The organism is Rhodococcoides sp. S146-33 (assembly GCF_059489205.1).
Map to the genome: position 1 here is coordinate 1,627,964 of NZ_JCAJWY010000001.1, position 23,865 is coordinate 1,651,828.

Here is a 23,865-nt window from a genome sequence, read left to right on the forward strand (position 1 = left end):
GTCGAGCCGGAACGGCCCGAGCGGTTGCGAATGTGTCGATGGTGGCGGCGCAAAGGCTACCGGACCCGAGGATACTGTTGACTGGACGTTCATGGGTACGACCACGGCAATGACGGAGGAACGGTGGCGGGGCTGACACGGCGGTTCCTCGGTCCCACAGCGGGCCGGCGGCGCAGGAAGAAGCGGTTGATCCTGACGCTGTGCGCAGTGTTCGTGGTCATCCTCGCCGTGACGACTGCCGCGCTCGTGCTCCCCTCGGTGTCCGACGGTGCCGAGACCGCGATCGCGCCGCCGCCCGACACCGTGCTGCCGAACCCGCAGATCACCCCCTTTCCGGAGTCCGCACCCTCGCCGAGCCCGGCCGGGCTGGCCGATGCGCTGGCCGGGGTGGTGGACGATTCCGATCTCGGCACCTTCACCGGAACCGTCGCCGATGCACAAACGGGCCAGGTGCTGTGGTCCCGGAACCCCGATGCGCCGATGACGCCGGCATCGACGACCAAGGTGCTCACCGCCGCCGCGGCGATGCTGGCGCTCCCTGCCGACCACCGCGTCGCCACCCGCGTCGTGCAGGGCAACGGCGAAGGCAACATCGTCCTGATCGCAGGCGGAGACCCCACGCTCACCGCACTGCCGGTCGGCACCGTCGGGTTCTACCCGGGGGCGGCCCGTATCGACGACCTGGTGGAGCAGATCCGCCGCAGCGGAACGACGGTGCGCAGCATCAGCGTGGACACCTCGATCTACTCCGGCGACACGATGGCGCAGGGCTGGTTTCCCGCCGACATCGCCGCTGGTTCGATCACGCCGATCGAACCGATCATGCTCGACGGCGGACGGTCCGATCCACTGGTCGACGAGTCGCCCCGAAGCACCACCCCGGCGCTGGACGCGGGCCGCGCACTGGCGGCAGGACTGGGCGTCGATCCGGCCGCGGTGACGACGGGTACGGCCGCGGAGGGTGCCGACCAGCTCGCGTCGGTACAGTCCGCCCCACTGCGAAACCGCTTGCAGCAGATGATCTATCGCTCCGACAACGTCCTCGCGGAGGCGGTCGGACGCGAACTGTCGATCGACATGAACACGGCAGCAAGCTTTTCCGGCGCGGTGGCAGCCATCGGGCAGACGCTCTACGCGGCCGGCTTCGACATGGCCGGGTTGGCTCTCGAGGATGCCAGTGGTCTGTCGGTGGACGGCAAGATTCCGGCTCGACTGCTCGATCAGGTGCTGACCTCGGCCGCTGGAGCGCAGCAGCCGACGTTGCGTCCGATGCTCGACTACCTGCCCGTCGCCGGTGCCACCGGAACGCTGTCGGATCGGTATGCCTCGGGGGATCGAACCGGAGCGGGGTGGGTGCGGGCCAAAACCGGAACCCTTTCCAATGCAAGCGCTCTCGCCGGATACGTCGTCGATGTAGACGGCCGGGTTCTGACGTTCGCGCTGATGTCGAACGACCGACCACCCGAGGTCAGTCGCCCCGCCCTCGATGCCGTCGCATCGACCTTGAGATTGTGTGGTTGCCAGTGAAGTCAGCAGCAGCAAGCGCCGACGAGAACGAGAGCACGTCCGGGTTCGCCGGTGCAGTCGATTGGTCGGTAGCCGCGAAAGCCGGGGCCAAGCTGGCCCGCCCGGGTCCGGCCACCTCGCGCTACACCGCCGAGGCGGCCGTGGAAGAGCTTGCGGCCGCATCGATTCGAGCCGAGGGGCCGGTCCGTGAGACCACCGGTCTGGCCGACGGACTTCCGGTTCCCGACGCCCAAGTGGTCGATCGAGCAGGCTGGATCGCGGCGGCCGCGTCGTCCATGAAGCACCTCACCGGAGACGACGACGATACGCCGCCGTCGGGCCTCCTCGGCGGAAAGCCCGCAGGCCTACAGGCGGGCGCGATGCTGGCGTTTCTGTCCAGTGCCATTCTCGGACAGTATGATCCGTTCAGCGGGGAGAACGGAACGCTGTTGCTGGTCGCGCCGAACGTGATTGCCGTCGAACGCGCGCTGCGCGTGTCTCCCAGTGACTTTCGCCTGTGGGTGTGCCTGCATGAGGTGACGCACCGTGTGCAGTTCTCCTCCGCACCGTGGCTCGGCGGCTACATGCGCGAGAACGTGGGGGTGCTCTCCGACGGTTCCGACGAGCCACTGTCGGACGTCGCCAATCGGTTGACCGGGGCGTTGAAGGCCCGCAAGAATCCGAGCGGAACGACGAAGTCGGAGGACGCGGGCATCGTCGGTCTGTTGCGCGCCACCCAACCTCAGCCGCAGCGCGACGCCATCGACCGCCTCCTGGTGCTGGGCACTCTGCTCGAGGGCCACGCCGACCACGTGATGGACGCCGTCGGGCCTGCCGTCGTACCGACCGTGACGCAGATTCGCGGTGCATTCGATCAGCGGCGACGACGCAAGGTCAGCCCGCTCCAACGCGTCGTCCGGGCATTGCTCGGCATGGACGCGAAGATGGCCCAGTACGTGCGCGGCAAGGCCTTCGTCGATCACGTCGTCGCGGCGGTGGGGATGGAACGCTTCAACACCGTGTGGACCGGCCCCGACACGCTGCCGCTGCTGTCGGAGATCGAGGATCCGGACGCGTGGATCGCCCGAGTTCTGGGCTAGTGCGTCTGCCTGAGGGAGTGGAGCCCGCGGAACGACCGAGATTTCCTGAGGGCCCCGCCCTGCTGGAGATTCGGCATGCGGTGCGGGCATGGCTCACTGCACACCCCGGGCCGGTTGCCGTTGCGCTGTCCGGCGGCGCCGATTCGCTGGCCCTGACGGCCGCGAGCGTCGCCGAGGCCCCGAACGTGCGCGCGTTGATCGTCGACCACGGTCTTCAGCCGGGTTCGGCCGAGGTCGCGGCGGCGGCAGCGGCGCGGGCGCTGGAGTTGGGTGCGGTCGAAGCTCGCGTTCTTCCGGTGCGCGTCACCGGTTCGGGCGGGACGGAAGCAGCGGCCCGCAGAGCCAGATACGACGCGTTGGATCTCGCGCGCGGCGACGCGTCGGTGCTGGTGGCGCACACCCTCGACGATCAGGCCGAAACGGTGCTGCTCGGGTTGGGCCGCGGATCGGGGCCGCGGTCGATTGCCGGCATGACGGCGTTCACCCCACCGTGGGGCCGTCCGCTGCTCGGAGTCAGGCGTGCGGTCACCCGGGCTGCCTGCGTCGAGCTGGGGTTGGAGCCCTTCGAGGATCCGCACAACACCGATACCGATTTCACTCGGGTGCGGCTGCGCCACGAGGTGCTGCCGTTGCTCGAGGACGTGCTGGGTGGTGGCGTCGCCGCTGCACTCGCGCGGACGGCCGAGCAGTTACGTGAGGACGGCGACGTGCTCGACGCGCTTGCCGGGTCCGTCGCCGACACCGATGGCCCGGACCTCGAGGTGTCGGTGATCGAACCTCTCGCCCCGGCCGTTCGCCGCCGCGTGCTGCGCCGATGGTTGCTCGAACGGGGAGTGACGTCGTCGACCGATCGACAGCTCCGAGCCGTCGACGCCCTCGTCGGACGATGGACCGGCCAGGGCGGGGTTGCGCTGCCAGGCGGAACGCCCGATGCGAGGTTGGTGTGCTCGCGGCGACATGGCAGGCTGAGCGTCGGCCTGGAGAACGAATGAAGGGAAACCCCGTGTACGAGGGCGACATCGAATCGGTTCTCATTTCCGAGGAACAGATCAAAGCGCGCACTGCGGAACTCGCAGAGGAAATCGCGAAGCGGTATCCCGAAGGTGCCCCGGAAGGTGACCTGCTCCTGGTCGGCGTCCTCAAGGGCGCGATCATGTTCATGACCGACTTCGCCCGGGCCCTGCCCATCCCGGCGCAGCTCGAGTTCATGGCTGTCAGCTCCTACGGCTCGTCGACGTCGTCGTCCGGTGTCGTCCGAATTCTCAAGGACCTCGACCGCGACATCACCGGACGCCACGTGCTGATCGTCGAGGACATCATCGACTCCGGTCTGACGCTGAGCTGGCTCAAGCGCAACCTCGCGACCCGTTCGCCTGCTTCCTTGTCGGTGGTGACATTGCTGCGCAAGCCCGACGCCATCAAGGTCGACGTCGAGGTCGCGAACGTGGGCTTCGACATCCCCAACGAATTCGTCGTGGGATACGGCTTGGACTACAACGAGCGCTACCGTGATCTGCCGTACATCGGCCTGCTGGACCCGAAGGTATACAGCTGAGCCTCGTCGTTCGTTCAGCCCGGTTCGCGGCTCCCGGACCCGCGTGAATGGACCATCGCCGCGCCGAGACGTATGCAATGGTCCATCGATGCGGATAAGGTGCCGAAGAGGTGGGGAACTGCCGGGGGAGTGCGGTCGTTGGAGGGGAAGAAGCGTCGACGCAAACAGGTGCGTGGACGCAGAGCGCCAGGTATGAGCGAGTCAGATGTCCGAGTCTCGCGCTAGCCTGGAGTATCCGGCGGGCAGGGAGCAGCCAGCGCGCGGGAGCGGACTGAAAGGACACGGCCGTCTCGGCTGAAGCTGTATGAATCGGAAGACAGTAATACGGAATCTCGCCATCGTTTTCGGCATTCTGTTGGTGATCTATGCCTTCAGCTACTTCGGTAACGACACGCGGAACTGGACGTCGGTCGACACCTCGGTGGCGATCGCCCAGCTCGACGACCGCAACGTCGAGTCCGCGCAGATCGACGACCGTGAGCAGCAGATTCGGCTGACCCTCAAAGAGGCCTCCGACGCCACCGACAATCAGAAGCAGATCATTGCGAAGTACCCGGACTCGGCATCCGAGCAGATCTTCGACAAGGTCGACTCGCAGGGTCTGAACAGCTACAACACCACTGTCACCCAGGAGAGCTGGTTCAGTTCCTTCCTGCTGCTGATCCTTCCGATGGTGCTGATCCTCGGCGTGATCATCTTCGTGATGAGCCGCATGCAGGGTGGCGGTCGCGGCGGAGTCATGGGCTTCGGCAAGTCGAAGGCCAAGCAGCTCACGAAAGACATGCCCAAGACCACGTTCGCCGACGTGGCAGGCGCGGACGAGGCCGTCGAAGAGCTGTACGAGATCAAGGATTTCCTGCAGAACCCGGCGCGCTACCAGGCGCTCGGTGCCAAGATTCCGCGCGGTGTTCTGCTCTACGGCCCTCCCGGAACCGGCAAGACGCTGCTCGCGCGCGCCGTCGCAGGCGAAGCGGGAGTCCCGTTCTTCACCATCTCGGGCTCGGACTTCGTCGAGATGTTCGTCGGTGTCGGTGCATCCCGCGTCCGCGATCTCTTCGAGCAGGCCAAGCAGAACAGCCCCTGCATCATCTTCGTCGACGAGATCGACGCCGTCGGCCGCCAGCGTGGCGCAGGCATGGGCGGCGGACACGATGAGCGTGAGCAGACGCTCAACCAGTTGCTCGTGGAGATGGACGGCTTCGGTGAGCGCACCGGCGTGATCCTCATCGCCGCGACCAACCGTCCCGACATCCTGGACCCGGCGCTGCTGCGTCCCGGCCGCTTCGACCGGCAGATCCCGGTCGGCGCGCCCGACCTGGCCGGCCGTCGCGCAATCCTGAAGGTGCACTCGGCAGGCAAGCCCGTTGCCCAGGACGCCGACCTCGAGGGTCTCGCCAAGCGAACCGTCGGAATGTCGGGTGCAGACCTGGCCAACGTCATCAACGAAGCGGCACTGCTCACCGCGCGTGAGAACGGCACCGTGATCACCGAGGCCTCGCTCGAGGAGTCGGTGGACCGTGTGGTCGGTGGTCCTCGACGCAAGAGCCGCATCATCAGCGAGCACGAGCGCAAGATCACCGCGTACCACGAGGGTGGACACACCCTCGCCGCGTGGGCGATGCCCGATATCGAGCCCGTGTACAAGGTCACCATCCTCGCTCGCGGCCGTACCGGCGGCCATGCGATGACGGTGCCCGAGGACGACAAGGGCCTGATGACGCGGTCGGAGATGATCGCTCGGCTGGTGATGGCCATGGGCGGCCGCGCCGCGGAGGAGCTCGTCTTCCACGAGCCGACCACCGGCGCGTCATCCGACATCGACCAGGCCACCAAGATCGCTCGCGCGATGGTCACCGAATACGGCATGAGCAGCAAGCTCGGAGCCGTTCGGTACGGGCAGGAACAGGGCGATCCGTTCCTGGGTCGTTCGATGGGCCAGCAGTCCGATTTCTCGCACGAGGTCGCCCGCGAGATCGACGAGGAGGTGCGCAAGCTCATCGAAGCTGCGCACACCGAAGCGTGGGCCATCCTCAACGAGTACCGCGATCTGCTCGACACCCTCGCCTCCGAGCTGCTCGAACGTGAGACGCTCACCCGCAAGGACCTCGAAAAGATCTTCCACAGCGTCACCAAGCGCCCGCGCATCACCTTGTTCAACGACTTCGGTGACCGTAAGCCCTCGGACAAGCCGCCGGTGAAGACTCCGCGCGAACTTGCCGCTGAGCGCGGCGAGCCGTGGCCTCCGGTGCCGCCGGCCCCGAAACAGCTTCCGCCGCAACAGGTTCCGCAGCCCAGCTACTCCGGTTCGCCGCAGCTGAGCAAGGGCGGCTACCCGAACGGAAGCAACAGCTACAACGGCGGCCCGGCCAACGGTGCTCCCACGAACGGTGCGCCCACGAACGGCAGCCCGGTCAACGGTGCCCCGAACAACGGCGGACCGGTCAACGGCGGCTACAACGGCGGTGGCAGCAACGGCAATTACGGTGGCACCCACAACGGTGGCGCCCACAACGGCGGTGTTCCGAACGACGGCGGCTACTCCGAGGGCTACCGCAGATCGGATCCCCGTCCGGCCCCCAATGCTGGTGCACGGCCCGATTACGGCGCTCCCGCAGGATGGTCTGCTCCGGGCTGGCCGCCGCGCGATCAACCGTCGGTTCCGCGCTACCAGGGCCCGACGACTCCGCCGGCGCATAACCCACCGGCCCAAAACCCGCCGACTCGGGATCAGCCGGAATCGAACCGACCGGATCAGAATCGGTACGAGCCGCCTCAGGGTCAGCCGACCTACCGGCAGCACCCGACCTATCAGCAGCCGCAGTCGTACCAACCGCCGACCGGTCAGCAACAGGCGTACCAGCCGCCGCAGTATCAGCCGGACCCGTTCCGACCTGATACACGGGACCAAGGTCGGACGTCTCGTCACGCGCCCCCGTACGCCGACAATCCGGACAGTTCCGCCCACAAGGAGCCGTCGGCCCCGTCGTGGGAGGTGCCCGGTCCGTCGCAGAACTACCCGCTTCCCGGTGACGATCGTTCCGGCGATACTCCGTACGAGGAGTCGCGAGGCGACGAGCGAGCCGACGAGGACGGCGACGACGGCTCGCAGACGCGTCGCTGGGAAGGGCCTGGGGGTTCGTACCGCTAGACCTGTCATTAGGCTTGCTGGGTCGACCGCGAAGGTCGGCCCAGCACGTCGTTCGAACCGTGTTGGGCTCATCTGCAATTGTTTTTTCGGACCGTTGCAGGTGAGCCCAGCCGTCTCATTCGTGGAGCCCAAACGGAGGTACATTCACGTGTCAGTCAATCGGACCGACGAGTCGACCAGCGACTCGGCAGAAGTCCCGGCAACCGAACAGCGAGCAGTGGAGCAGACGGTTGCCTACGCCACCGGGGCGGTCTTCGACCAGCCTCGCGCCGAGGCTGCAGTGCGTGAGTTGTTGATCGCTGTCGGCGAGGATCCCGATCGCCCCGGACTGCTCGATACCCCGGCCCGCGTCGCACGCTCGTACCGCGAGATTTTCGCCGGGCTCTACACCGACCCGGACACAGCGTTGAACACGACCTTCGACGAGGGACATCAGGAACTGGTACTCGTCCGTGACATCCCGATGTACTCCACGTGCGAGCACCACCTGGTCTCGTTCCACGGCGTTGCCCACGTCGGATACATCCCGGGCAAGAGCGGCAAGGTCACCGGCCTGTCGAAACTGGCACGCGTGGTGGACATGTACGCCAAGCGCCCCCAGGTGCAGGAACGTCTGACCAGTCAGATCGCCGACGCCTTGATGCGCAAGCTCGACCCGCGCGGCGCGATCGTCGTCATCGAGGCCGAGCACCTCTGCATGGCAATGCGCGGAATTCGCAAGCCGGGGGCCAGCACCACCACCTCGGCCGTGCGCGGTCTGCTGCAGTCCAGCGCGGCGTCGCGTTCGGAAGCACTGGACCTGATCCTGCGGAAATGACGCGACCGACCGATACCCGATGAGTCTCGCGAGGAGCATCCCGCCGGCCCCCGTCGTCATGGGCGTTCTCAACGTCACTGCCGATTCCTTTTCGGACGGCGGTCGGTACCTCGACGTCGACGCGGCCGTCGAGCACGGGTTGGCGATGCATCGCCGCGGGGTCGACGTCGTGGACGTCGGTGGTGAATCGACGCGCCCGGGGGCCGACCGTATCGATTCGGTTCTCGAAGCCCAGCGGGTAGTGCCGGTGATCGCGGCGCTGGCCGCAGAAGGCGTGATGACCAGCGTCGATACGATGCGCGCTTCGGTCGCCGAGGCAGCCATCGAGGCGGGCGTGTCGATAGTGAACGACGTGTCGGGTGGCCGAGCCGATTCGGCCATGGCCGGGGTGGTCGCGGCCGGTGGTGTGCCGTGGATCCTGATGCACTGGCGGTCAGCCGGGTCCGAGTATCGGCACTCCGGCCCGGCCGACCGATACGACGACGTGGTTGCCGACGTACGCAACGAGCTGATGGAACAGGTCGATCGTGCGGTGGCCGCGGGGGTGGACGAATCGGCGCTGGTGCTCGACCCCGGTCTCGGCTTCGCCAAGAATGCCCAGCACAACTGGGAACTGCTTCGCGGCCTACCCGAGCTGGTAGCGGCAGGGTTTCCGGTACTCGTCGGCGCCTCTCGCAAACGCTTCCTCGGTTCGCTTCTGGCCGACGATGACGGTTCCCCTCGACCACCGGACGGACGCGAGATCGCCACGGCTGTCGTATCGGCACTGGCCGTTGCCGGCGGCGCATGGGGTGTGCGGGTGCACGATGTTCAGGCCTCACTCGACGCGGTCGCCGTCGTCAAGGCATGGCAGGGTGGACGGGCATGAGCGAGAGCAGTGGCCCAGAGAGCAGTGGCCCCGAGAGCAGTGGCCTCGGAACGCGTCGCGGCGACCGCATCGAACTACGTGGCCTCAGGGTGCGCGGCAATCACGGTGTGTTCGACTTCGAGAAGCGCGACGGCCAAGACTTCGTCGTCGACATCACCGTATGGATGAATCTGCGGCCCGCAGCCGAGACCGACGATCTGACCCGGACGCTGCACTACGGCGAACTGGCCGAACGTGCCGCAGCCGTGATCTCGGGTCCTTCGAAAGACTTGATCGAGACGGTGTCGGCCGAGATCGCCGAGGTGGTGCTGGCCTACGATTCGCGCGTCGACGCGGTGGAAGTAGTGCTGCACAAGCCGTCTGCCCCCATTCCGCTGACGTTCGAGGATGTCGCCGTGGTGGCGTACCGGGAGCGAACGTGACGCGTGCGGTGCTGTCGATCGGCAGTAACATCGGCGACTCGCTCAGCCACTTACGTTCTGTGACAACAGGATTGGGTTCACGACTGGTGGCTGGATCGGCCGTGTACCGATCTGCGCCCTGGGGTGGCGTCGAGCAGCAGGATTTTCTCAATGCGACGCTGGTGGCCGAGGACGACGCGTACGACGCCTGGGACTGGTTGCGTCTGGGGCAGCAGTTCGAGGAAGCGGCGGATCGCGTTCGAGTGCAACGATGGGGGCCACGCAGCCTCGACGTCGATGTGATCGTGTGTGACGACGTGATCAGCGATGACCCTCGTCTGATACTCCCGCATCCCCGCGCGCACGAGCGGGCATTCGTGCTGCTGCCGTGGCTGGACGTCGAACCCGACGCCACCCTGCGCGTCGGTGACACGGATGTGCCGGTGACCGAGTTGCTCTCGCGTTTGAGTGCGGAAGAGCGTGCGGGAGTCGAACGCCTCGACGGCACCGGTGATGGCCCGTGGTGACCAATCCCACCAAGGTCGGGGATGTCTTGGGTATTTTCCTGATCGCCGCGATCGGCACCTGGCTGCTGGTTCGGGTTTTCTACGGTTCGTTGCCGCCGATTCCCGTGTACGCCGGGGCCTCGTTGTATCTCGTGGCGGTGGTCGAGGTCGTGACTGCAGTGATCGTCCGCACTCGCATTGCCGAGCACCGCGTGGGTACCGGTCTGCACGATCTGAATCCGTTGACGGTGTATCGGGCGCTGGTGCTGGCGAAGGCATCGATGCTGGTGGGGACAGCCGTCACCGGGGTGACCGTCGGATTTCTGGTGTATGTGATGCCGCGTGCCACGACGGTACGGGCCGCGTCCTCCGATCGCGTCGGGGCGATCGTGGCGCTGGTTGCGGGAGTGGCCGTCGTCGCTGCCGCGGTGTGGCTCGAGCAGTGTTGCCGAACCCCGAAAGATCGGGACGACGAGCGTTCCCGGTAACGCACGAAACATTTGATTGTTACCTCGGTTGTGTAAGTGATCGGCCGAGGATGACTATTTGCGGTCGAGTTGCCAGTTACCCTGGTGAGCATGACAGATCAGACTCGCGCAAAGAAGGGACGCCGAAACAGGCGTAGTGCGAGCCAGCTGTTTCTTGCCGCGCTCGTCGTGCTCGGCATCGTCGCCAGCGTGTTCATGCTGTTCACCGAGAGTGTGCAGTGGATGAGGGTCGGCGTTCTCTCGGCGTTGTGGGCTGCCGTGATCGGCGCTTTCGCCATGACGAAGTACCGCCGGGAATCGGCTGCGGACCAGACCAAGGCCAAAGATCTGCAGACGGTGTACGAGTTGCAGTTGGCCCGGGAGATTTCGGCGCGACGCGAGTACGAGATGAGCGTCGAGGCCCGGGTTCGTAGCGAATCGCGAATGGAGATCGACGAAGTCGCAGCACTGCGCAACGAACTCGCCGCGCTCCGCCAGAACCTGCAAGTGCTGTTCGACGGCAATTTGCCCACCGAACGCGTCGCGTTACGGGCCGAGGCAATGAGAATGCAAGAACTCGGCGGTCGACGCTACGACAGCTATCAGCCTGCCCCGTCCGGGCTGTATGTACCGGGTGGCGGTAACGGCAACGGGCCGATGCCCGCGGGTGCCGGTCTCAACGGTGTCGGAACCCCGTACGACGAGCCGGTCACGGCCGAGACCTCGGTGGTGTACCCCGAAGGACCGGACGAGATGCCGCAGGCCACCGCGGCATCGACTGCTCCCGGGTCGCAGGGTGGGTACGCGGAGAACGCGTTCGAGACCGAGGACTCGAGCTACGACGCGTCGGCAACAGCCGTGGACGAGGTCGATGCTTTCGAGCGCCCCGGAACGCGGCCGCGCCCGTACGGTGCGAGACCGGCCGCGCGGGTCACTCCGCCCAGCTCGCCGTTCACCGCCTACAACTTCGAGCAGACGCGTCCGCCGGCAGCGGAGCCGGAAGCGGAAAACTACGAGCCCGAGCCCACCGCGGAAACGTACGAGGCCGACACCGTCGTGGCCGAGCAATATCAGGCCGAGCAGTACCAGGTGGAGGAGTACTCGACGCCCGTCGAGTCTCGTCAGACCGGGTATTCCGAAGCCCCGTATTCCGAAGCCGAGCCTGCCGCCGACTACGTTTCCGACACTGCTCAGGGATCGGACCCGGCCCAGGACGGCGATCCCTATCCGGCCTCTCGTAGTGCGTTGCGCGACTCGGCGGACGCGTTCTTCTCGGTGGATCGAGACCTCGAGACTCCAGCCGTGGATGCGTCCAGCTCGCCTCGGCGCGGTCGCAGACGCGCAGAGTCGACCGACGAGGATGCCACCGGCGCGCACTCGAACGGCCGTTCCGTCGCCGAGATCATGGCCGGTCTGGCCGGCGGCGACTCGGCCGATACGACGACCACCGACGCAGGCACGCGTCGTCGTCGGCGTCGCGCCGACTGAGAACCAGATCACACCGGTATTCATGGCACCATCGGTGCCGCTGTCGCTATTGTTCCCTGCAGGACGTCTGGTACCCGCCGAGCGGGACTGGAACGAACGAGAGGAAGTTTTCGGTGACCTCATCAGGGTTCACTGGTGGTCTGTCGCCAGCTCGATTGACGGTGGGTGTCGTCTCCGCCGGGCGGGTGGGTACTGCGTTCGGGGAGGCGCTCGAACGCGTCGGACACGTCGTTGTCGGTGCTGCTGCTGTGTCGGACGCGTCGCTCGCTCGGGTGCGTGACCGGTTACCGGAGTCGCAGGTTCTGCCCGTCGACGAGGTTGCTCGTCGCGCTGAACTGTTGATTCTTGCCGTACCGGACAGCGAGTTGGCGTCGATCGTCGCCGGCCTGGCGTCCACCGGGGCGGTGGCACCAGGGAAACTCGTGGTGCACACCTCCGGTGCGAACGGTGTCTCGGTGCTCGAACCGCTGACGGCCCTGGGTGCGGTTCCGCTCGCGATCCATCCAGCCATGACGTTCAGCGGCAGAGCCGAGGACACCGACAGGATGACGGCGGCGTGCTTCGGTATCACCGCAAGTGACGAGATCGGTTACGCCGTTGCGCAGGCTCTGGTGCTCGAGATCGGCGGCGAGCCGGTGCATGTCGCCGAGAACAATCGGGCGCTTTACCACGCTGCGCTCGCGCACGGTAGTAATCACCTCGTCACCCTTGTGGTCGACGCGGTCGAAGCGCTTCGAGTCGCGTTGGCCGGACCGGGTTTTCCTGGCTCCGACGCCGAACGTGGTGTGCCCGAGCGTGTTCTGGCTCCGCTTCTCGAAGCTGCGCTGGACAATGCGCTGCGCAACGGACAATCGGCGCTCACCGGTCCGGTGGCCCGAGGCGATACCGCCGCCGTCGGCAAGCATCTCGACGTGCTCGAGACCGTGGATCCGCGAATCGCTGCCGGGTATCGGGCGCTGTCTCTTCGCTCTGCGCAGCGCATCGGTGCCGGGGCAGACCTGATCGAACTTCTGGAAGGGAAGCAATGACCCTCGCGGGCAGCTACACGAAGGGGCAGTTGACAGTTCACCACGATCCCGCGGTGATCACGTCGGTGTCCAAGGCCTTACGGGGTGTCGGAAAACAGGTCGCGCTGGTGCCGACCATGGGCGCGTTGCACGCCGGTCATCTGCACTTGGTGCGTCAGGCAAAGCTCACCGGTGCGGTGGTGATCGTGTCGATCTTCGTCAATCCGCTGCAGTTCGGTGTGGGTGAGGATCTGGATGCGTACCCGCGAACCCTCGACGCCGATGTCGCGCTGCTCCGTGAGGAGGGAGTCGAGCTGGTCTTCGCGCCGTCCGCGTCGGACATGTACCCGTCCGGTCCGCGCACCACGGTCCATCCCGGGCCGCTCGGCAGTGAACTCGAAGGCGCAAGCAGGCCAACTCATTTCGCGGGTATGCTCACCGTCGTGGCCAAGCTGCTGCAGATAGCCGCTCCGCATCGGGCGTACTTCGGGGAGAAGGACTACCAGCAGCTGACCCTGATCCGGCAGATGGTGCGAGATCTGAATTTCGACGTCGCCGTCATCGGGGTACCGACGGTGCGCGAGCAGGACGGTCTCGCACTGTCCTCCCGTAATCGGTATCTGGACCCGGAACAGCGGGACGCGGCGATGGCGCTGTCGGCCGCGCTGGTGGCCGGGGCGCATGCCGCGGCCGGGGGAGCTGAGGCCATCATCGCCACTGCGCGTGCCGTTCTCGACGAGGCACCGCTGGTGCAGGTCGATTACCTCGAGGTACGAGACCCGCATCTCGGCCCGGCTCCCGAACGTGGGGACGGCAGACTGCTCGTGGCGGCCAAGGTGGGCACCACGAGATTGATCGACAACGTCGGTGTCGCCGTCGGCACTGGTTTTCTAGAGTATCCGGACGATCCGAAAAGTGGAGAGTGACACAATGTTTCGTACCATGATGAAGTCGAAGATCCATCGCGCCACCGTCACGCACGCAGACCTGCACTACGTGGGCTCGGTGACCGTCGACCAGGATCTGATGGACGCCGCCGATCTGCTCGAGGGCGAGCAGGTCACCATCGTCGACATCGACAACGGGGCGCGGCTCGAGACCTACGTGATCACCGGTGAACGCGGCAGCGGCGTCATCGGAATCAACGGGGCCGCAGCTCATCTGGTCAATCCAGGTGATCTGGTCATTCTGATCGCCTACGGCGTGATGAACGAGCAGGAAGTTGCCGACTACGCACCGCGAGTCGTGTTCGTCGACGAGAAGAACCGGCCGGTCGAGCTGGGCAGCGACCCGGCTCATGCGCCTGCGGGCTCGGGTCTGATCAGTCCGCGCGATCTCCGGGCCGATTCCGTGCTGGTCTGATTCGATGCTCCTCGCGATCGATGTGCGCAACACCAGTACTGTGGTCGGGCTGTTCACCGGCACCGGTGATCACTCGAAGCTGCTGCGGGACTGGCGCATTCGAACCGATCCTCACGTGACTGCTGACGAACTGGCGCTGATGCTGCGTGGGTTGCTCGGAGCCGACGCGGAACAGATCACCGGAATCACCGCACTGTCGACGGTGCCGTCGGTGCTGCGCGAGATGCGCACCATGCTCACGCGGTACTGGGACCATGTGGTGCACGTGGTCGTCGAACCCGGCGTCCGGACCGGTGTGCCGCTGCTGGTGGACAATCCCAAAGAAGTGGGAGCGGATCGGATCGTCAATACCCTTGCTGCACATGATCTCTACGACTCGGCGTGCATCGTGGTGGACTTCGGCACCACCACCTGCGTCGACGTCGTATCGGCCAAGGGGGAATTTCTCGGCGGTGCCATTGCGCCGGGCCTGGAAATGTCGGCGTGGGCGATGTCGACCCGCACCGCCACGCTGCGCGAGGTGGAGATGGTCCGGCCGCGGTCGGTGCTGGGCAAGAACACTGTCGAATGCATCCAGTCGGGCACCATCTTCGGATTCGCGGGCCTGGTGGACGGCCTCGTCGGACGGATTCGGCGGGAGGTGCCCGAGGTTGCCGGAACGGACGTGGCGGTCATCGGCACCGGAGACATCGCGGCGTTGATCCTGCCCGAGTCGACCACCATCGAGCACCACGAACCGGACCTGACACTCGAAGGGCTACGCCTCGTCTACGAACGCAACATGGCAAAGCGGCGCCCGCGCTGAGGGTTTCGCGCTGATCGTTTCGAACCAGCGCTAGCGCATCCGGCGTTCGTGTGTCAGAATCGTCGGCGTGATGACGTGCATGGCCACCCAGGAGTGTTGTCGAGGCTGACCGCTGCCTCGTTCATAACGCACCCCTGGAGTAGAGCTTCATGCTTTCCACACCTGTATTTTCTGCACCCTCCCGTACCCGATTGTCCTCGCGGTCGGTCTCCGCATCGCCGACGCGGCTGCGGCCTCCCGACCTGCTCCGGATCACCGATCAAGGCGCATCGGACGTCCTCGAAGGTCGTTTCGATCACCTGCTACCCGGCGGCGGTCTCTGGCCGACCGACGAGCGCTGGGCCGCCCGCCTGCATTCCGACGACGACCTCGATGTCTGGTTGATCAGCTGGGTTCCGGATCGGTCCACCGAGCTGCACGACCATGCCGGATCGCTCGGTGCATTGACCGTCCTGAGTGGATCTTTGCTCGAATATCGTTGGGCAGGAACCGAACTGAAGCAGCGGCATCTCGACGCGGGAGATCAGGCGGCCTTCCCGCTGGGGTGGGTGCACGACGTGATGCACGATCCGGCGTCGACCACTACCGGGCCCACTCTCAGCGTGCACGCATACTCGCCGCCACTGACGGCAATGTCCTACTACGAGGTGACCGAGCGTGCGACTCTGCGCCGCACCCGCAGCGAGCTCACCGACGAACCCGAGAAGGCCACACGATGACCGTTCACACCTGGACCATTGTCGACATGCTGGAAGCCGCTCGCAAGACCATCGATCGCATCACCGTCTTCGAGTTGCGCGACGCGGTCGAACGCGGTGCCGTCGTGATCGACATTCGCCCGCAGGCCCAGCGCGCAGTCGAGGGAACGTTGCCCGGCGCGTTGGCCATCGAACGCAACGTCCTCGAATGGCGTCTCGATCCCACCAGTGACGCGCGCCTGGCTATCGCCGTCGATCACGACATGGAATGGATCGTCATCTGCTCCGAGGGCTACACCTCCTCGCTCGCGGCGGCCTCGCTCAAGCAGTTGGGTCTGCACAAGGCCACCGATCTGGTCGGCGGCTATCAGGCCCTGAAGTCGGCGGGATTACTCGGTGTGTTGACGCAGGCCGAGCACTGCGTTCGCGAGGCCGAGGCCGTCGCAGCGCACTGAACGCTCGCACGGTCTCGGACTGTAAAGTGTCTGCGCGTGAGTGATTCAGCTTCTACCCAGCCGGCCGACGACACCCCGGAGCAGCTACGGATTCGTCGAGCCAAGCGCGCTGCGCTGCTCGAGCGCGGGGTCGAGGCATACCCGGTATCGGTTCCGCGCACCCATTCCCTGCTCGAGATTCGCACCGAGTTTCCCGAGCTCGAAGCGGACACGACCACCGGCCTGATCGTCGGAGTCGTCGGCCGCGTCATTTTCGTCCGCAATACCGGCAAGCTGTGCTTCGCCACGCTGCAGGAGGGCGACGGCACCCAGCTGCAGGCGATGATCAGCCTGGCCGGCGTCGGCGAGGACGCGCTTGCGCAGTGGAAGTCCGACGTCGACCTTGGCGACTTCGTCTTTGTGCACGGCGAGATCATCAGCTCCCGTCGCGGTGAGCTCTCGGTGATGGCCGACGCATGGCAGATCGCGTCGAAGTCGTTGCGGCCCTTGCCCGTCGCACACAAGGAACTGAGCGAAGAGACGCGTATTCGGCAGCGATACCTGGATCTGATCACGCGTCCGGAAGCCCGCGAGACCGCACGCAAGCGCATCGCCGTCGTTCGAGAGTTGCGCAACGCACTCGAGCGTCGAGGATTCCTCGAAGTCGAGACGCCGATGCTGCAGACGCTGCACGGCGGTGCTGCGGCGCGGCCGTTCGTCACCCACTCCAATGCCATGGATACCGATCTGTTCCTGCGTATCGCACCGGAGCTGTTCCTCAAGCGCTGCGTCGTCGGCGGCATCGAGAAGGTCTTCGAGATCAACCGCAACTTCCGCAACGAAGGTGCCGACTCCTCGCATTCTCCCGAGTTCGCGATGCTCGAGACGTACGAGGCCTACGGCACATACGACGACTCGGCGAAGATGACGCGCGAACTCGTCCAGGAAGTGGCCATGGCTGCGCTCGGATCCACCGTGGTGACGCTGCCCGACGGGACCACCTATGACCTCGGCGGCGAATGGACGATGCTGGAGATGTACCCGTCGTTGTCGGAGTCGCTCGGATTCGACGTCACCCCCGAGACCACCGTCGACGAACTGCTCGCCATCGCCGACAAGGTCGGTGTCGAGGTGCCGCGCAAGGACGGGGTCCCGATCTACGGCCACGGCAAGCTCGTCGAGGAACTGTGGGAACACCAGGTGGGCGACGCGTTGACCGAACCGACGTTCGTTCGCGATTTCCCCGTCGAGACGTCCCCGCTGACCCGGCAGCACCGCAGCAAGCCCGGCGTCACCGAGAAGTGGGACCTGTACGTACGCGGCTTCGAGTTGGCTACCGGATACTCCGAGTTGGTCGACCCGATCATTCAACGCGAGCGTTTCGAAGACCAGGCTCGTCAGGCTGCAGCGGGCGACGACGAGGCGATGGTTCTGGACGAGGACTTCCTCGCCGCGATGGAGCAGGGCATGCCGCCGACCACCGGAACCGGCATGGGCATCGACCGTCTGTTGATGGCGCTGACCGGCCTGGGCATCCGCGAAACGATCCTGTTTCCGATCGTCAAGCCCTCGCAGGCCTGATCGGTAGGTAAAGCGCTGTTCGCCAGCAGCGGACATCGAATGGGAAACGTTTTGCATAGTGCCTGCGTTATGAACTGTAAGCAGGCACAGCAGTCCGGATCCGCGGGCGGTTGCGCAGCATTTCAGGGGTGGAGGGTCGGCGTTCGTCACGTCGGCCAACTACAGTGAGAATCAGTCTTACCTTCAAATGCACAAGCGACCTCAGCGTATGGACACTGCGGCGCTAGAAGAACTGGTGGGCGAGCTACCACCCACCAAGAAGTGAGGGAGAGCGATGTTCGAGAGGTTCACCGATCGCGCGAGGCGTGTTGTCGTCCTGGCTCAAGAAGAAGCCCGGATGCTCAACCACAACTACATCGGCACGGAGCACATTCTGCTCGGCCTCATTCACGAGGGCGAAGGCGTCGCCGCCAAGTCTCTCGAGTCGCTGGGCATCTCCCTCGAAGGAGTACGCAGCCAGGTCGAGGAGATCATCGGCCAGGGCCAGCAGGCTCCATCCGGTCACATCCCGTTCACCCCGCGCGCCAAGAAAGTACTCGAGCTCAGTCTGCGTGAAGCACTGCAGCTCGGCCACAACTACATCGGCACCGAGCACATTCTGCTCGGCCTGATCCGCGAAGGCGAAGGCGTCGCAGCTCAGGTTCTGGTCAAGCTCGGAGCCGACCTCAACCGGGTACGCCAGCAGGTCATCCAGCTGCTGTCCGGTTACCAGGGCAAGGAGCCGTCCGAGAGCGGCAGCGGTCGCGGCGAGGCGGGTACACCGTCCACGTCACTGGTCCTCGATCAGTTCGGTCGCAATCTCACCCAGGCCGCGCTCGAAGGCAAGCTCGACCCGGTCATCGGTCGTGCGAAGGAAATCGAGCGCGTCATGCAGGTGCTCTCGCGTCGTACCAAGAACAACCCTGTTCTCATCGGTGAGCCCGGTGTCGGTAAGACGGCCGTCGTCGAGGGACTGGCTCAGGCCATCGTCAACGGCGAGGTTCCCGAGACGCTCAAGGACAAGCAGCTCTACACCCTCGACCTCGGCTCGCTCGTGGCCGGCAGCCGCTACCGCGGTGACTTCGAGGAGCGCCTGAAGAAGGTGCTCAAGGAGATCAACACCCGCGGCGACATCATCCTGTTCATCGACGAGCTGCACACACTCGTCGGCGCAGGTGCTGCCGAAGGTGCCATCGACGCAGCGTCGATCCTCAAGCCGAAGTTGGCTCGTGGCGAACTGCAGACCATCGGTGCCACCACCCTCGACGAGTACCGCAAGTACATCGAGAAGGACGCCGCACTCGAGCGTCGTTTCCAGCCCGTCCAGGTCGGCGAGCCGACCGTCGAGCACACCATCGAGATCCTCAAGGGTCTGCGCGATCGGTACGAGGCTCACCACCGCGTCTCGATCACCGACGGTGCGCTCGTCGCGGCCGCCACATTGGCCGACCGGTACATCAACGATCGGTTCTTGCCCGATAAGGCAATCGACCTCATCGACGAGGCGGGCGCGCGGATGCGCATCCGCCGGATGACCGCGCCGCCAGACCTGCGCGAGTTCGACGACAAGATCGCCGACGCGCGCCGGGAGAAGGAATCGGCCATCGACGCACAGGACTTCGAGAAGGCTGCGAACCTGCGCGACAAGGAGAAGACCCTCGTCGGTCAGCGCGCCGAGCGCGAGAAGCAGTGGCGCTCCGGTGACCTCGACGTCATCGCCGAGGTCGACGACGAGCAGATCGCCGAGGTCCTCGGAAACTGGACCGGCATCCCCGTCTTCAAGCTCACCGAGGAGGAGACCACCCGTCTGCTCCGCATGGAGGACGAGCTGCACAAGCGGATCATCGGCCAGGTCGAGGCAGTCAAGGCCGTCTCGAAGGCGATCCGTCGTACCCGTGCAGGTCTGAAGGACCCGAAGCGTCCGTCGGGCTCGTTCATCTTCGCCGGCCCGTCCGGTGTCGGTAAGACCGAGCTGTCGAAGGCTCTCGCCAACTTCCTGTTCGGCGAGGACGACGCACTCATCCAGATCGACATGGGCGAGTTCCACGACCGCTTCACCGCCTCGCGTCTGTTCGGTGCTCCTCCCGGATACGTCGGCTACGAAGAGGGTGGCCAGCTCACCGAGAAGGTCCGCCGCAAGCCGTTCTCCGTCGTGCTGTTCGACGAGATCGAGAAGGCCCACTCGGAGATCTACAACACGCTGCTCCAGGTCCTGGAAGACGGTCGTCTCACCGACGGACAGGGACGCACGGTCGACTTCAAGAACACCGTGCTGATCTTCACCTCGAACCTCGGTACCGCAGACATCTCGAAGGCTGTCGGTCTCGGCTTCTCCTCGGGTGAAGGCACCGGCTCGAACTACGAGCGGATGAAGCTCAAGGTCAACGACGAGCTGAAGAAGCATTTCCGCCCCGAGTTCCTGAACCGTATCGACGACATCGTCGTGTTCCACCAGCTCACGCGAGACGAGATCATCCAAATGGTCGATCTCATGCTCAACCGAGTCGAAGGTGCGCTCAAGAACAAGGACATGGCGATCGAGGTCACCGAGAAGGCCAAGTCGTTGCTGGCCAAGCGTGGATTCGACCCCGTACTGGGTGCGCGGCCACTGCGTCGCACCATCCAGCGCGAGATCGAGGACGCGTTGTCGGAGAAGATCCTCTTCGGCGAGATCGAAGCCGGCCAGATCATCCTGGTCGACGTCGAGAACTGGGACGGCGAAGGCGCTGGCGAGGACGCGAAGTTCACGTTCCGCGGCGAGAAGAAGGCCATCATCGTCCCCGACGAGGTCCCGGTCGATCTGGCCAAGGCCAGCGGAGACAGCGACAGCGAGTAAGTTTCACCAGTTCCACGCAACGGGCGATCCTCTTCGGAGGGTCGCCCGTTGTCGTGTGTCCGCCCCCCCGGCCCAACCCAGGTCACTCCACCCCGCCCGCCCGCCCGCCCCGCCCCTTTCGGCACACCCCTCGCGTTCGCGTCAATGGACCACCCCCGTTGTGGATCAATGTGGCTTTCAGTCAGTCAGACTGCAACAATGGCGCATTGATCCAGACCCGGGCAGCGAGAGCCCCAGCGATGAGGACAAGTTCAGCGAGCACGATCCAGAACAGCAGCGCGATATCGGGCGCCCAGCGGGCCAGGGTCGACATCGGCACCCCGGCGACCATCGGCAACGCGAAGTAGAGCAGTCCTCCGGCAACGACGGCCATCAGGATGTGCGCGGGTGCCCATCGGCTCGGGGGAGTCTTGATGCGAAACAGGATTCGGCAAGCGCAGAGTGCCAGCAACACCGCGAGTGTGCTCGACGCGATCAGCGCAACCTCGTACATACCGAGGCCGGTGCTGCGGGGTTCGTCGATTCCGAGTCGGTCGAGGACCAGTGAGCGGGACGCCGAAGCCAGTTTTTCTGCTTCCAGTTCGCCGTATCGGTTGGCGGCGAACACCACGGCCAGATGGCGTTCGGGTATCAGTGCAACGTGCGTGAAGTAGCCGGGAACTGCTCCCGAATGCCATCGCATCTCGGTACCGTCGGGCAGCGTTTCGACGTACCACCCGTATCCGTAGGCCGTGCCGGATCCCGTCGGCACCGTGTCGGGACTGTTCGACGCCGGGTCGGTCAGTTGCCGCGCCGCGTAGCGCGAGAGTTCGTCGATCGACCCGCCGAGGTAGCCGTAGCCGAGTCCGGCGGCATCGATCCCGGTGTCGATGCGGCGGGGTGATCCGAAGAACGGAACGTGCCCGGGCGCGACGGCAGCCACGGTGTGCACTCCGGTTTCACGTGCGACGACGTCCGCGAACGGCTCGGCAGTGATCTTCTCGACGATGGCCTGCAGCAGTAGGTAATTCAGGCTGGAGTATTGGAAACTGCCGCGCTCGGCGGAGGTGACGTCGAGGGTGGGTACGACGTCGAGTGCTCGGTCGGTGCGTCCCCACACATCGAGTGGGGCGACGTCGTGGGGGAGTCCGCTGGTGTGGTGGATCAGGTCGGTGATGGTGACGTGGTCGGCGAGGATCGAATTACTCTCCGGCAGAACAGAATTGACAGTCGACCGCAGGTCGAGGCGCTGCTGCGAGGCGAGCGAGTACACCGTCGCTGCCGTCATCGACTTCGACACCGAACCCCAGACGAACGGCGTGCCGTCGTCGATCGGGGCACCGTGCCCGTCCACCCCGTATTCCACGTTCTCGATCACGTCCCGTTCGGAGACGACTCGGAAGGCCGCTCCAGGCAGGCCCAGATCCTCGGCGATCACCGCGATGTCCGACGCGCTGCCGTCGTCGGGGATGGTCGGGGTGGCGGTCAGGACTGCTGCGACGGTCAGGAGGGCGTGCACGATTCGCATGGATGGAGTGAACCAACCTCACCGAGGTCGACGCCTCGGTGAACACCCTGATTTTCTACCCGAGATCAGCTCGAGCGAACCAGGCCGGCGATCCAGGGCAGGATGTCGGAGTATGCGGCCAGAGCCCCCGGGAGATGGTTCGCGCCCTTGTAGGGGATAACCGGAAACTCGTACTCGCGGTAGGTGACCTGGGCGCCCAGCTCCTGCCAGCGCTCGAGTAGAGTGCGACTCTGCTCGACGGGCACGGTGTCGTCCTCGACTGCATGCGACAGGTACACCGGCATTGCGGGGGCGATGCGGCCGACGGTGTTCTCGTCGGCCACCTCGGCGAAAACCGGGTCGCTCAGCTGCTCGATCAGTGGTCGGCCGTCCCGGGTGAGTTCGCTGGTGTGTACCGTCTCGGTGGCCGCGGGGTCGGTGGTGCACCAGTCCTGCGCGGCATCGAGCGCGGCGATGCCGTCGGAGTCGAAGTGGCTGCGGATGCCCTCCGCTCGCTCCGGGTAGGAGTTGATCATGCCGTCGACGGCGAAGAGCACGGCACTACCGAGAGTGGTGTTGTCCAGATTGTCGATGTTGAGCGACGGATCTGCCGGTGGTGCACCGACATACGCCCCGACGACATCGAGGTCCGGGGCGTAGGTGGCAGCAAGTTCGGCGGCGGCCCCCGCCGCGAATCCGCCTTCGGAGTAACCGAACAACACCACGGGGGCGTCATCGTCGGCGGTTCTGGCCGCGTCGAGCAGCGCGCGGCCAGAGGCGAGCCGGTTCAGATACGTGTGTCCGCCCGGAGTGCCCAGTCCCTGGTAATCGGTTGCGACGACACGGTATCCGGCCAGCAGCAACGGCAGGATGGCCGGGGACGATCCGACGGTGCCGAGAACTGCGGATCCGGCGCAGCGGTCGGCCATACCGGAGGTGCCGGGCGCGTAGGCGATGACCGGCCGTGGGCCGGGGCCGGGCCACGGAGCGGTGGGGGTCATGGAGTACCCGGATACGACCATGGGGTCGTCGCGAGTGTCGGTGGATCGGTAGAGAATACGTTCGATGTCGAAGCCCAGTCCGAATCCCTTGGGTGAGGTGACCGGCTTTGTCCTCATCACCTCGCCGGGGGCCGCCGCGGCGAGGGTCGGGACCGGCGCGTCGTAGAAGTCTCGCAATGAATCGGCGCCCGCGACCGGCGTCGACAGCATTGCGATCGCCACCATCGCAGTCGACGCGATCGTCAGCGCGCGCACCCGCTTCTTCATCTGTCACATCCTTCGTGTCGAGATTCCCGCACTCGATGGCCCGGCCGTGCCGCCGACGTTAGCCTGAGTATCGGTCCTACACAGGTCCCACAACGAAAGGATCGAAGTTCGATGCCAACTCGTACCTCACGCACAGCTTGGAACGGCACCCTCGAGCAAGGTTCCGGCCAGGTCGAGCTGTCCAGTTCCGGCGCAGCGACTTTCGACGTGTCGTTTCCCAAGCGCGCCGCCGAGAACGCCGACGGCACCACCAGCCCCGAGGAATTGATCGCAGCCGCTCATTCCAGTTGCTACGCGATGCAGCTGTCGGCCTTGATCGCCGAGGCGGGTGGCACCCCGCAGAGTCTCGAGGTCACCGCCGAAGTCTCGCTCGGTCCTGACCAGCCCGGTTTCAAGCTGACGGGTATCAAGCTGACCGTTCGGGGCGAGGTCGACGGTCTCGACGCAGACGGCTTTGCGAAGGCCGCTCAGGCTGCCAAAGAAACGTGCCCCGTCAGCAAGGCACTGACCGGCGTTCACATCACCTTGGATGCGTCTCTGGAGGGCTGAACAG

The 23,865-nt window shown here is 65.5% G+C and carries 21 protein-coding genes and 1 pseudogene; 20 read left to right on the forward strand and 2 right to left on the reverse strand.

Features of this window, described 5'->3' with window-relative positions:
- Positions 1–123 precede the first annotated feature (123 nt).
- The 19 genes and pseudogenes from dacB to AC5WEY_RS07940 all read left to right on the forward strand — a co-directional run bounded on the left by dacB (position 124) and on the right by AC5WEY_RS07940 (position 20,558).
- Positions 124–1,527 carry a D-alanyl-D-alanine carboxypeptidase/D-alanyl-D-alanine endopeptidase gene (gene dacB / locus AC5WEY_RS07850; protein WP_495645363.1) on the forward strand — a complete coding sequence of 468 codons (1,404 nt, stop codon included), beginning with the start codon at positions 124–126 and terminating at the stop codon, positions 1,525–1,527.
- Positions 1,524–2,606, forward strand: a complete 1,083-nt coding sequence (locus AC5WEY_RS07855) for a zinc-dependent metalloprotease (RefSeq protein WP_495645364.1) — start codon at positions 1,524–1,526, stop codon at positions 2,604–2,606. The genes dacB and AC5WEY_RS07855 overlap by 4 nt, the downstream gene beginning before the upstream one ends.
- A gap of 17 nt (positions 2,607–2,623) precedes the next feature.
- Positions 2,624–3,598 (forward strand): tRNA lysidine(34) synthetase TilS, encoded by a 975-nt coding sequence (tilS, locus tag AC5WEY_RS07860; protein WP_495645365.1) that lies wholly within the window; start codon positions 2,624–2,626, stop codon positions 3,596–3,598.
- A gap of 11 nt (positions 3,599–3,609) precedes the next feature.
- Complete coding sequence (hpt, locus tag AC5WEY_RS07865; protein ID WP_057476780.1) at positions 3,610–4,161, forward strand: hypoxanthine phosphoribosyltransferase; 552 nt, start codon at positions 3,610–3,612, stop codon at positions 4,159–4,161.
- A 304-nt stretch (positions 4,162–4,465) separates the two neighbouring features.
- Positions 4,466–6,835 (forward strand): annotated as a pseudogene (gene ftsH, locus AC5WEY_RS07870) (ATP-dependent zinc metalloprotease FtsH); the annotation flags it as partial.
- Between the two features lie 691 nt (positions 6,836–7,526).
- The gene (folE, locus tag AC5WEY_RS07875; protein WP_057476779.1) at positions 7,527–8,126 is read left to right on the forward strand and encodes a GTP cyclohydrolase I FolE; all 600 of its coding nucleotides are present in this window, start codon (positions 7,527–7,529) and stop codon (positions 8,124–8,126) included.
- 19 nt (positions 8,127–8,145) lie between these two features.
- Positions 8,146–8,994, forward strand: coding sequence for a dihydropteroate synthase (gene folP / locus AC5WEY_RS07880; RefSeq protein WP_495645366.1), 849 nt, complete (start codon positions 8,146–8,148; stop codon positions 8,992–8,994).
- A complete protein-coding gene (gene folB / locus AC5WEY_RS07885; RefSeq protein ID WP_495645367.1) occupies positions 8,991–9,416 on the forward strand; it encodes a dihydroneopterin aldolase in 426 nt (141 codons plus the stop codon). Before folP ends, folB begins: the two co-directional genes overlap by 4 nt.
- Entirely contained in the window at positions 9,413–9,922 is a 510-nt protein-coding gene (gene folK / locus AC5WEY_RS07890) for a 2-amino-4-hydroxy-6-hydroxymethyldihydropteridine diphosphokinase (protein ID WP_495645368.1), read from the forward strand. Before folB ends, folK begins: the two co-directional genes overlap by 4 nt.
- On the forward strand, positions 9,919–10,389 hold the full coding sequence (locus tag AC5WEY_RS07895; RefSeq protein ID WP_495645369.1) for a DUF3180 domain-containing protein: 471 nt from the start codon (positions 9,919–9,921) through the stop codon (positions 10,387–10,389). Before folK ends, AC5WEY_RS07895 begins: the two co-directional genes overlap by 4 nt.
- A gap of 90 nt (positions 10,390–10,479) precedes the next feature.
- Positions 10,480–11,856, forward strand: coding sequence for a DUF6779 domain-containing protein (locus tag AC5WEY_RS07900; RefSeq protein ID WP_495645370.1), 1,377 nt, complete (start codon positions 10,480–10,482; stop codon positions 11,854–11,856).
- A gap of 113 nt (positions 11,857–11,969) precedes the next feature.
- A complete protein-coding gene (locus AC5WEY_RS07905; protein WP_057476707.1) occupies positions 11,970–12,884 on the forward strand; it encodes a Rossmann-like and DUF2520 domain-containing protein in 915 nt (304 codons plus the stop codon).
- A complete protein-coding gene (panC, locus tag AC5WEY_RS07910; protein ID WP_057476706.1) occupies positions 12,881–13,789 on the forward strand; it encodes a pantoate--beta-alanine ligase in 909 nt (302 codons plus the stop codon). The genes AC5WEY_RS07905 and panC overlap by 4 nt, the downstream gene beginning before the upstream one ends.
- A 4-nt stretch (positions 13,790–13,793) precedes the next feature.
- Positions 13,794–14,225 carry an aspartate 1-decarboxylase gene (panD, locus tag AC5WEY_RS07915; RefSeq protein WP_495645371.1) on the forward strand — a complete coding sequence of 144 codons (432 nt, stop codon included), beginning with the start codon at positions 13,794–13,796 and terminating at the stop codon, positions 14,223–14,225.
- 4 nt (positions 14,226–14,229) lie between these two features.
- Positions 14,230–15,030 carry a type III pantothenate kinase gene (locus AC5WEY_RS07920; protein WP_057476705.1) on the forward strand — a complete coding sequence of 267 codons (801 nt, stop codon included), beginning with the start codon at positions 14,230–14,232 and terminating at the stop codon, positions 15,028–15,030.
- 149 nt (positions 15,031–15,179) lie between these two features.
- Complete coding sequence (locus AC5WEY_RS07925; protein WP_495645372.1) at positions 15,180–15,749, forward strand: cysteine dioxygenase; 570 nt, start codon at positions 15,180–15,182, stop codon at positions 15,747–15,749.
- On the forward strand, positions 15,746–16,183 hold the full coding sequence (locus AC5WEY_RS07930) for a rhodanese-like domain-containing protein (protein WP_057476703.1): 438 nt from the start codon (positions 15,746–15,748) through the stop codon (positions 16,181–16,183). The genes AC5WEY_RS07925 and AC5WEY_RS07930 overlap by 4 nt, the downstream gene beginning before the upstream one ends.
- A 36-nt stretch (positions 16,184–16,219) precedes the next feature.
- Positions 16,220–17,743 carry a lysine--tRNA ligase gene (gene lysS, locus AC5WEY_RS07935; RefSeq protein ID WP_495645373.1) on the forward strand — a complete coding sequence of 508 codons (1,524 nt, stop codon included), beginning with the start codon at positions 16,220–16,222 and terminating at the stop codon, positions 17,741–17,743.
- Between the two features lie 274 nt (positions 17,744–18,017).
- On the forward strand, positions 18,018–20,558 hold the full coding sequence (locus AC5WEY_RS07940) for an ATP-dependent Clp protease ATP-binding subunit (protein ID WP_057476701.1): 2,541 nt from the start codon (positions 18,018–18,020) through the stop codon (positions 20,556–20,558).
- A 181-nt stretch (positions 20,559–20,739) separates the two neighbouring features.
- Here the strand turns inward: AC5WEY_RS07940 and AC5WEY_RS07945 are convergent, their stop codons facing one another.
- Both AC5WEY_RS07945 and AC5WEY_RS07950 read right to left on the reverse strand, forming a co-directional pair.
- The gene (locus AC5WEY_RS07945) at positions 20,740–22,065 is read right to left on the reverse strand and encodes a serine hydrolase domain-containing protein (protein WP_495645374.1); all 1,326 of its coding nucleotides are present in this window, start codon (positions 22,063–22,065) and stop codon (positions 20,740–20,742) included.
- Between the two features lie 65 nt (positions 22,066–22,130).
- Positions 22,131–23,312, reverse strand: coding sequence for a lipase family protein (locus tag AC5WEY_RS07950; RefSeq protein ID WP_495645375.1), 1,182 nt, complete (start codon positions 23,310–23,312; stop codon positions 22,131–22,133).
- Between the two features lie 111 nt (positions 23,313–23,423).
- On the opposite strand from AC5WEY_RS07950, the gene AC5WEY_RS07955 reads away from it, so the two are divergent.
- Positions 23,424–23,861 (forward strand): OsmC family peroxiredoxin, encoded by a 438-nt coding sequence (locus AC5WEY_RS07955; RefSeq protein WP_495645376.1) that lies wholly within the window; start codon positions 23,424–23,426, stop codon positions 23,859–23,861.
- Positions 23,862–23,865 lie beyond the last annotated feature (4 nt).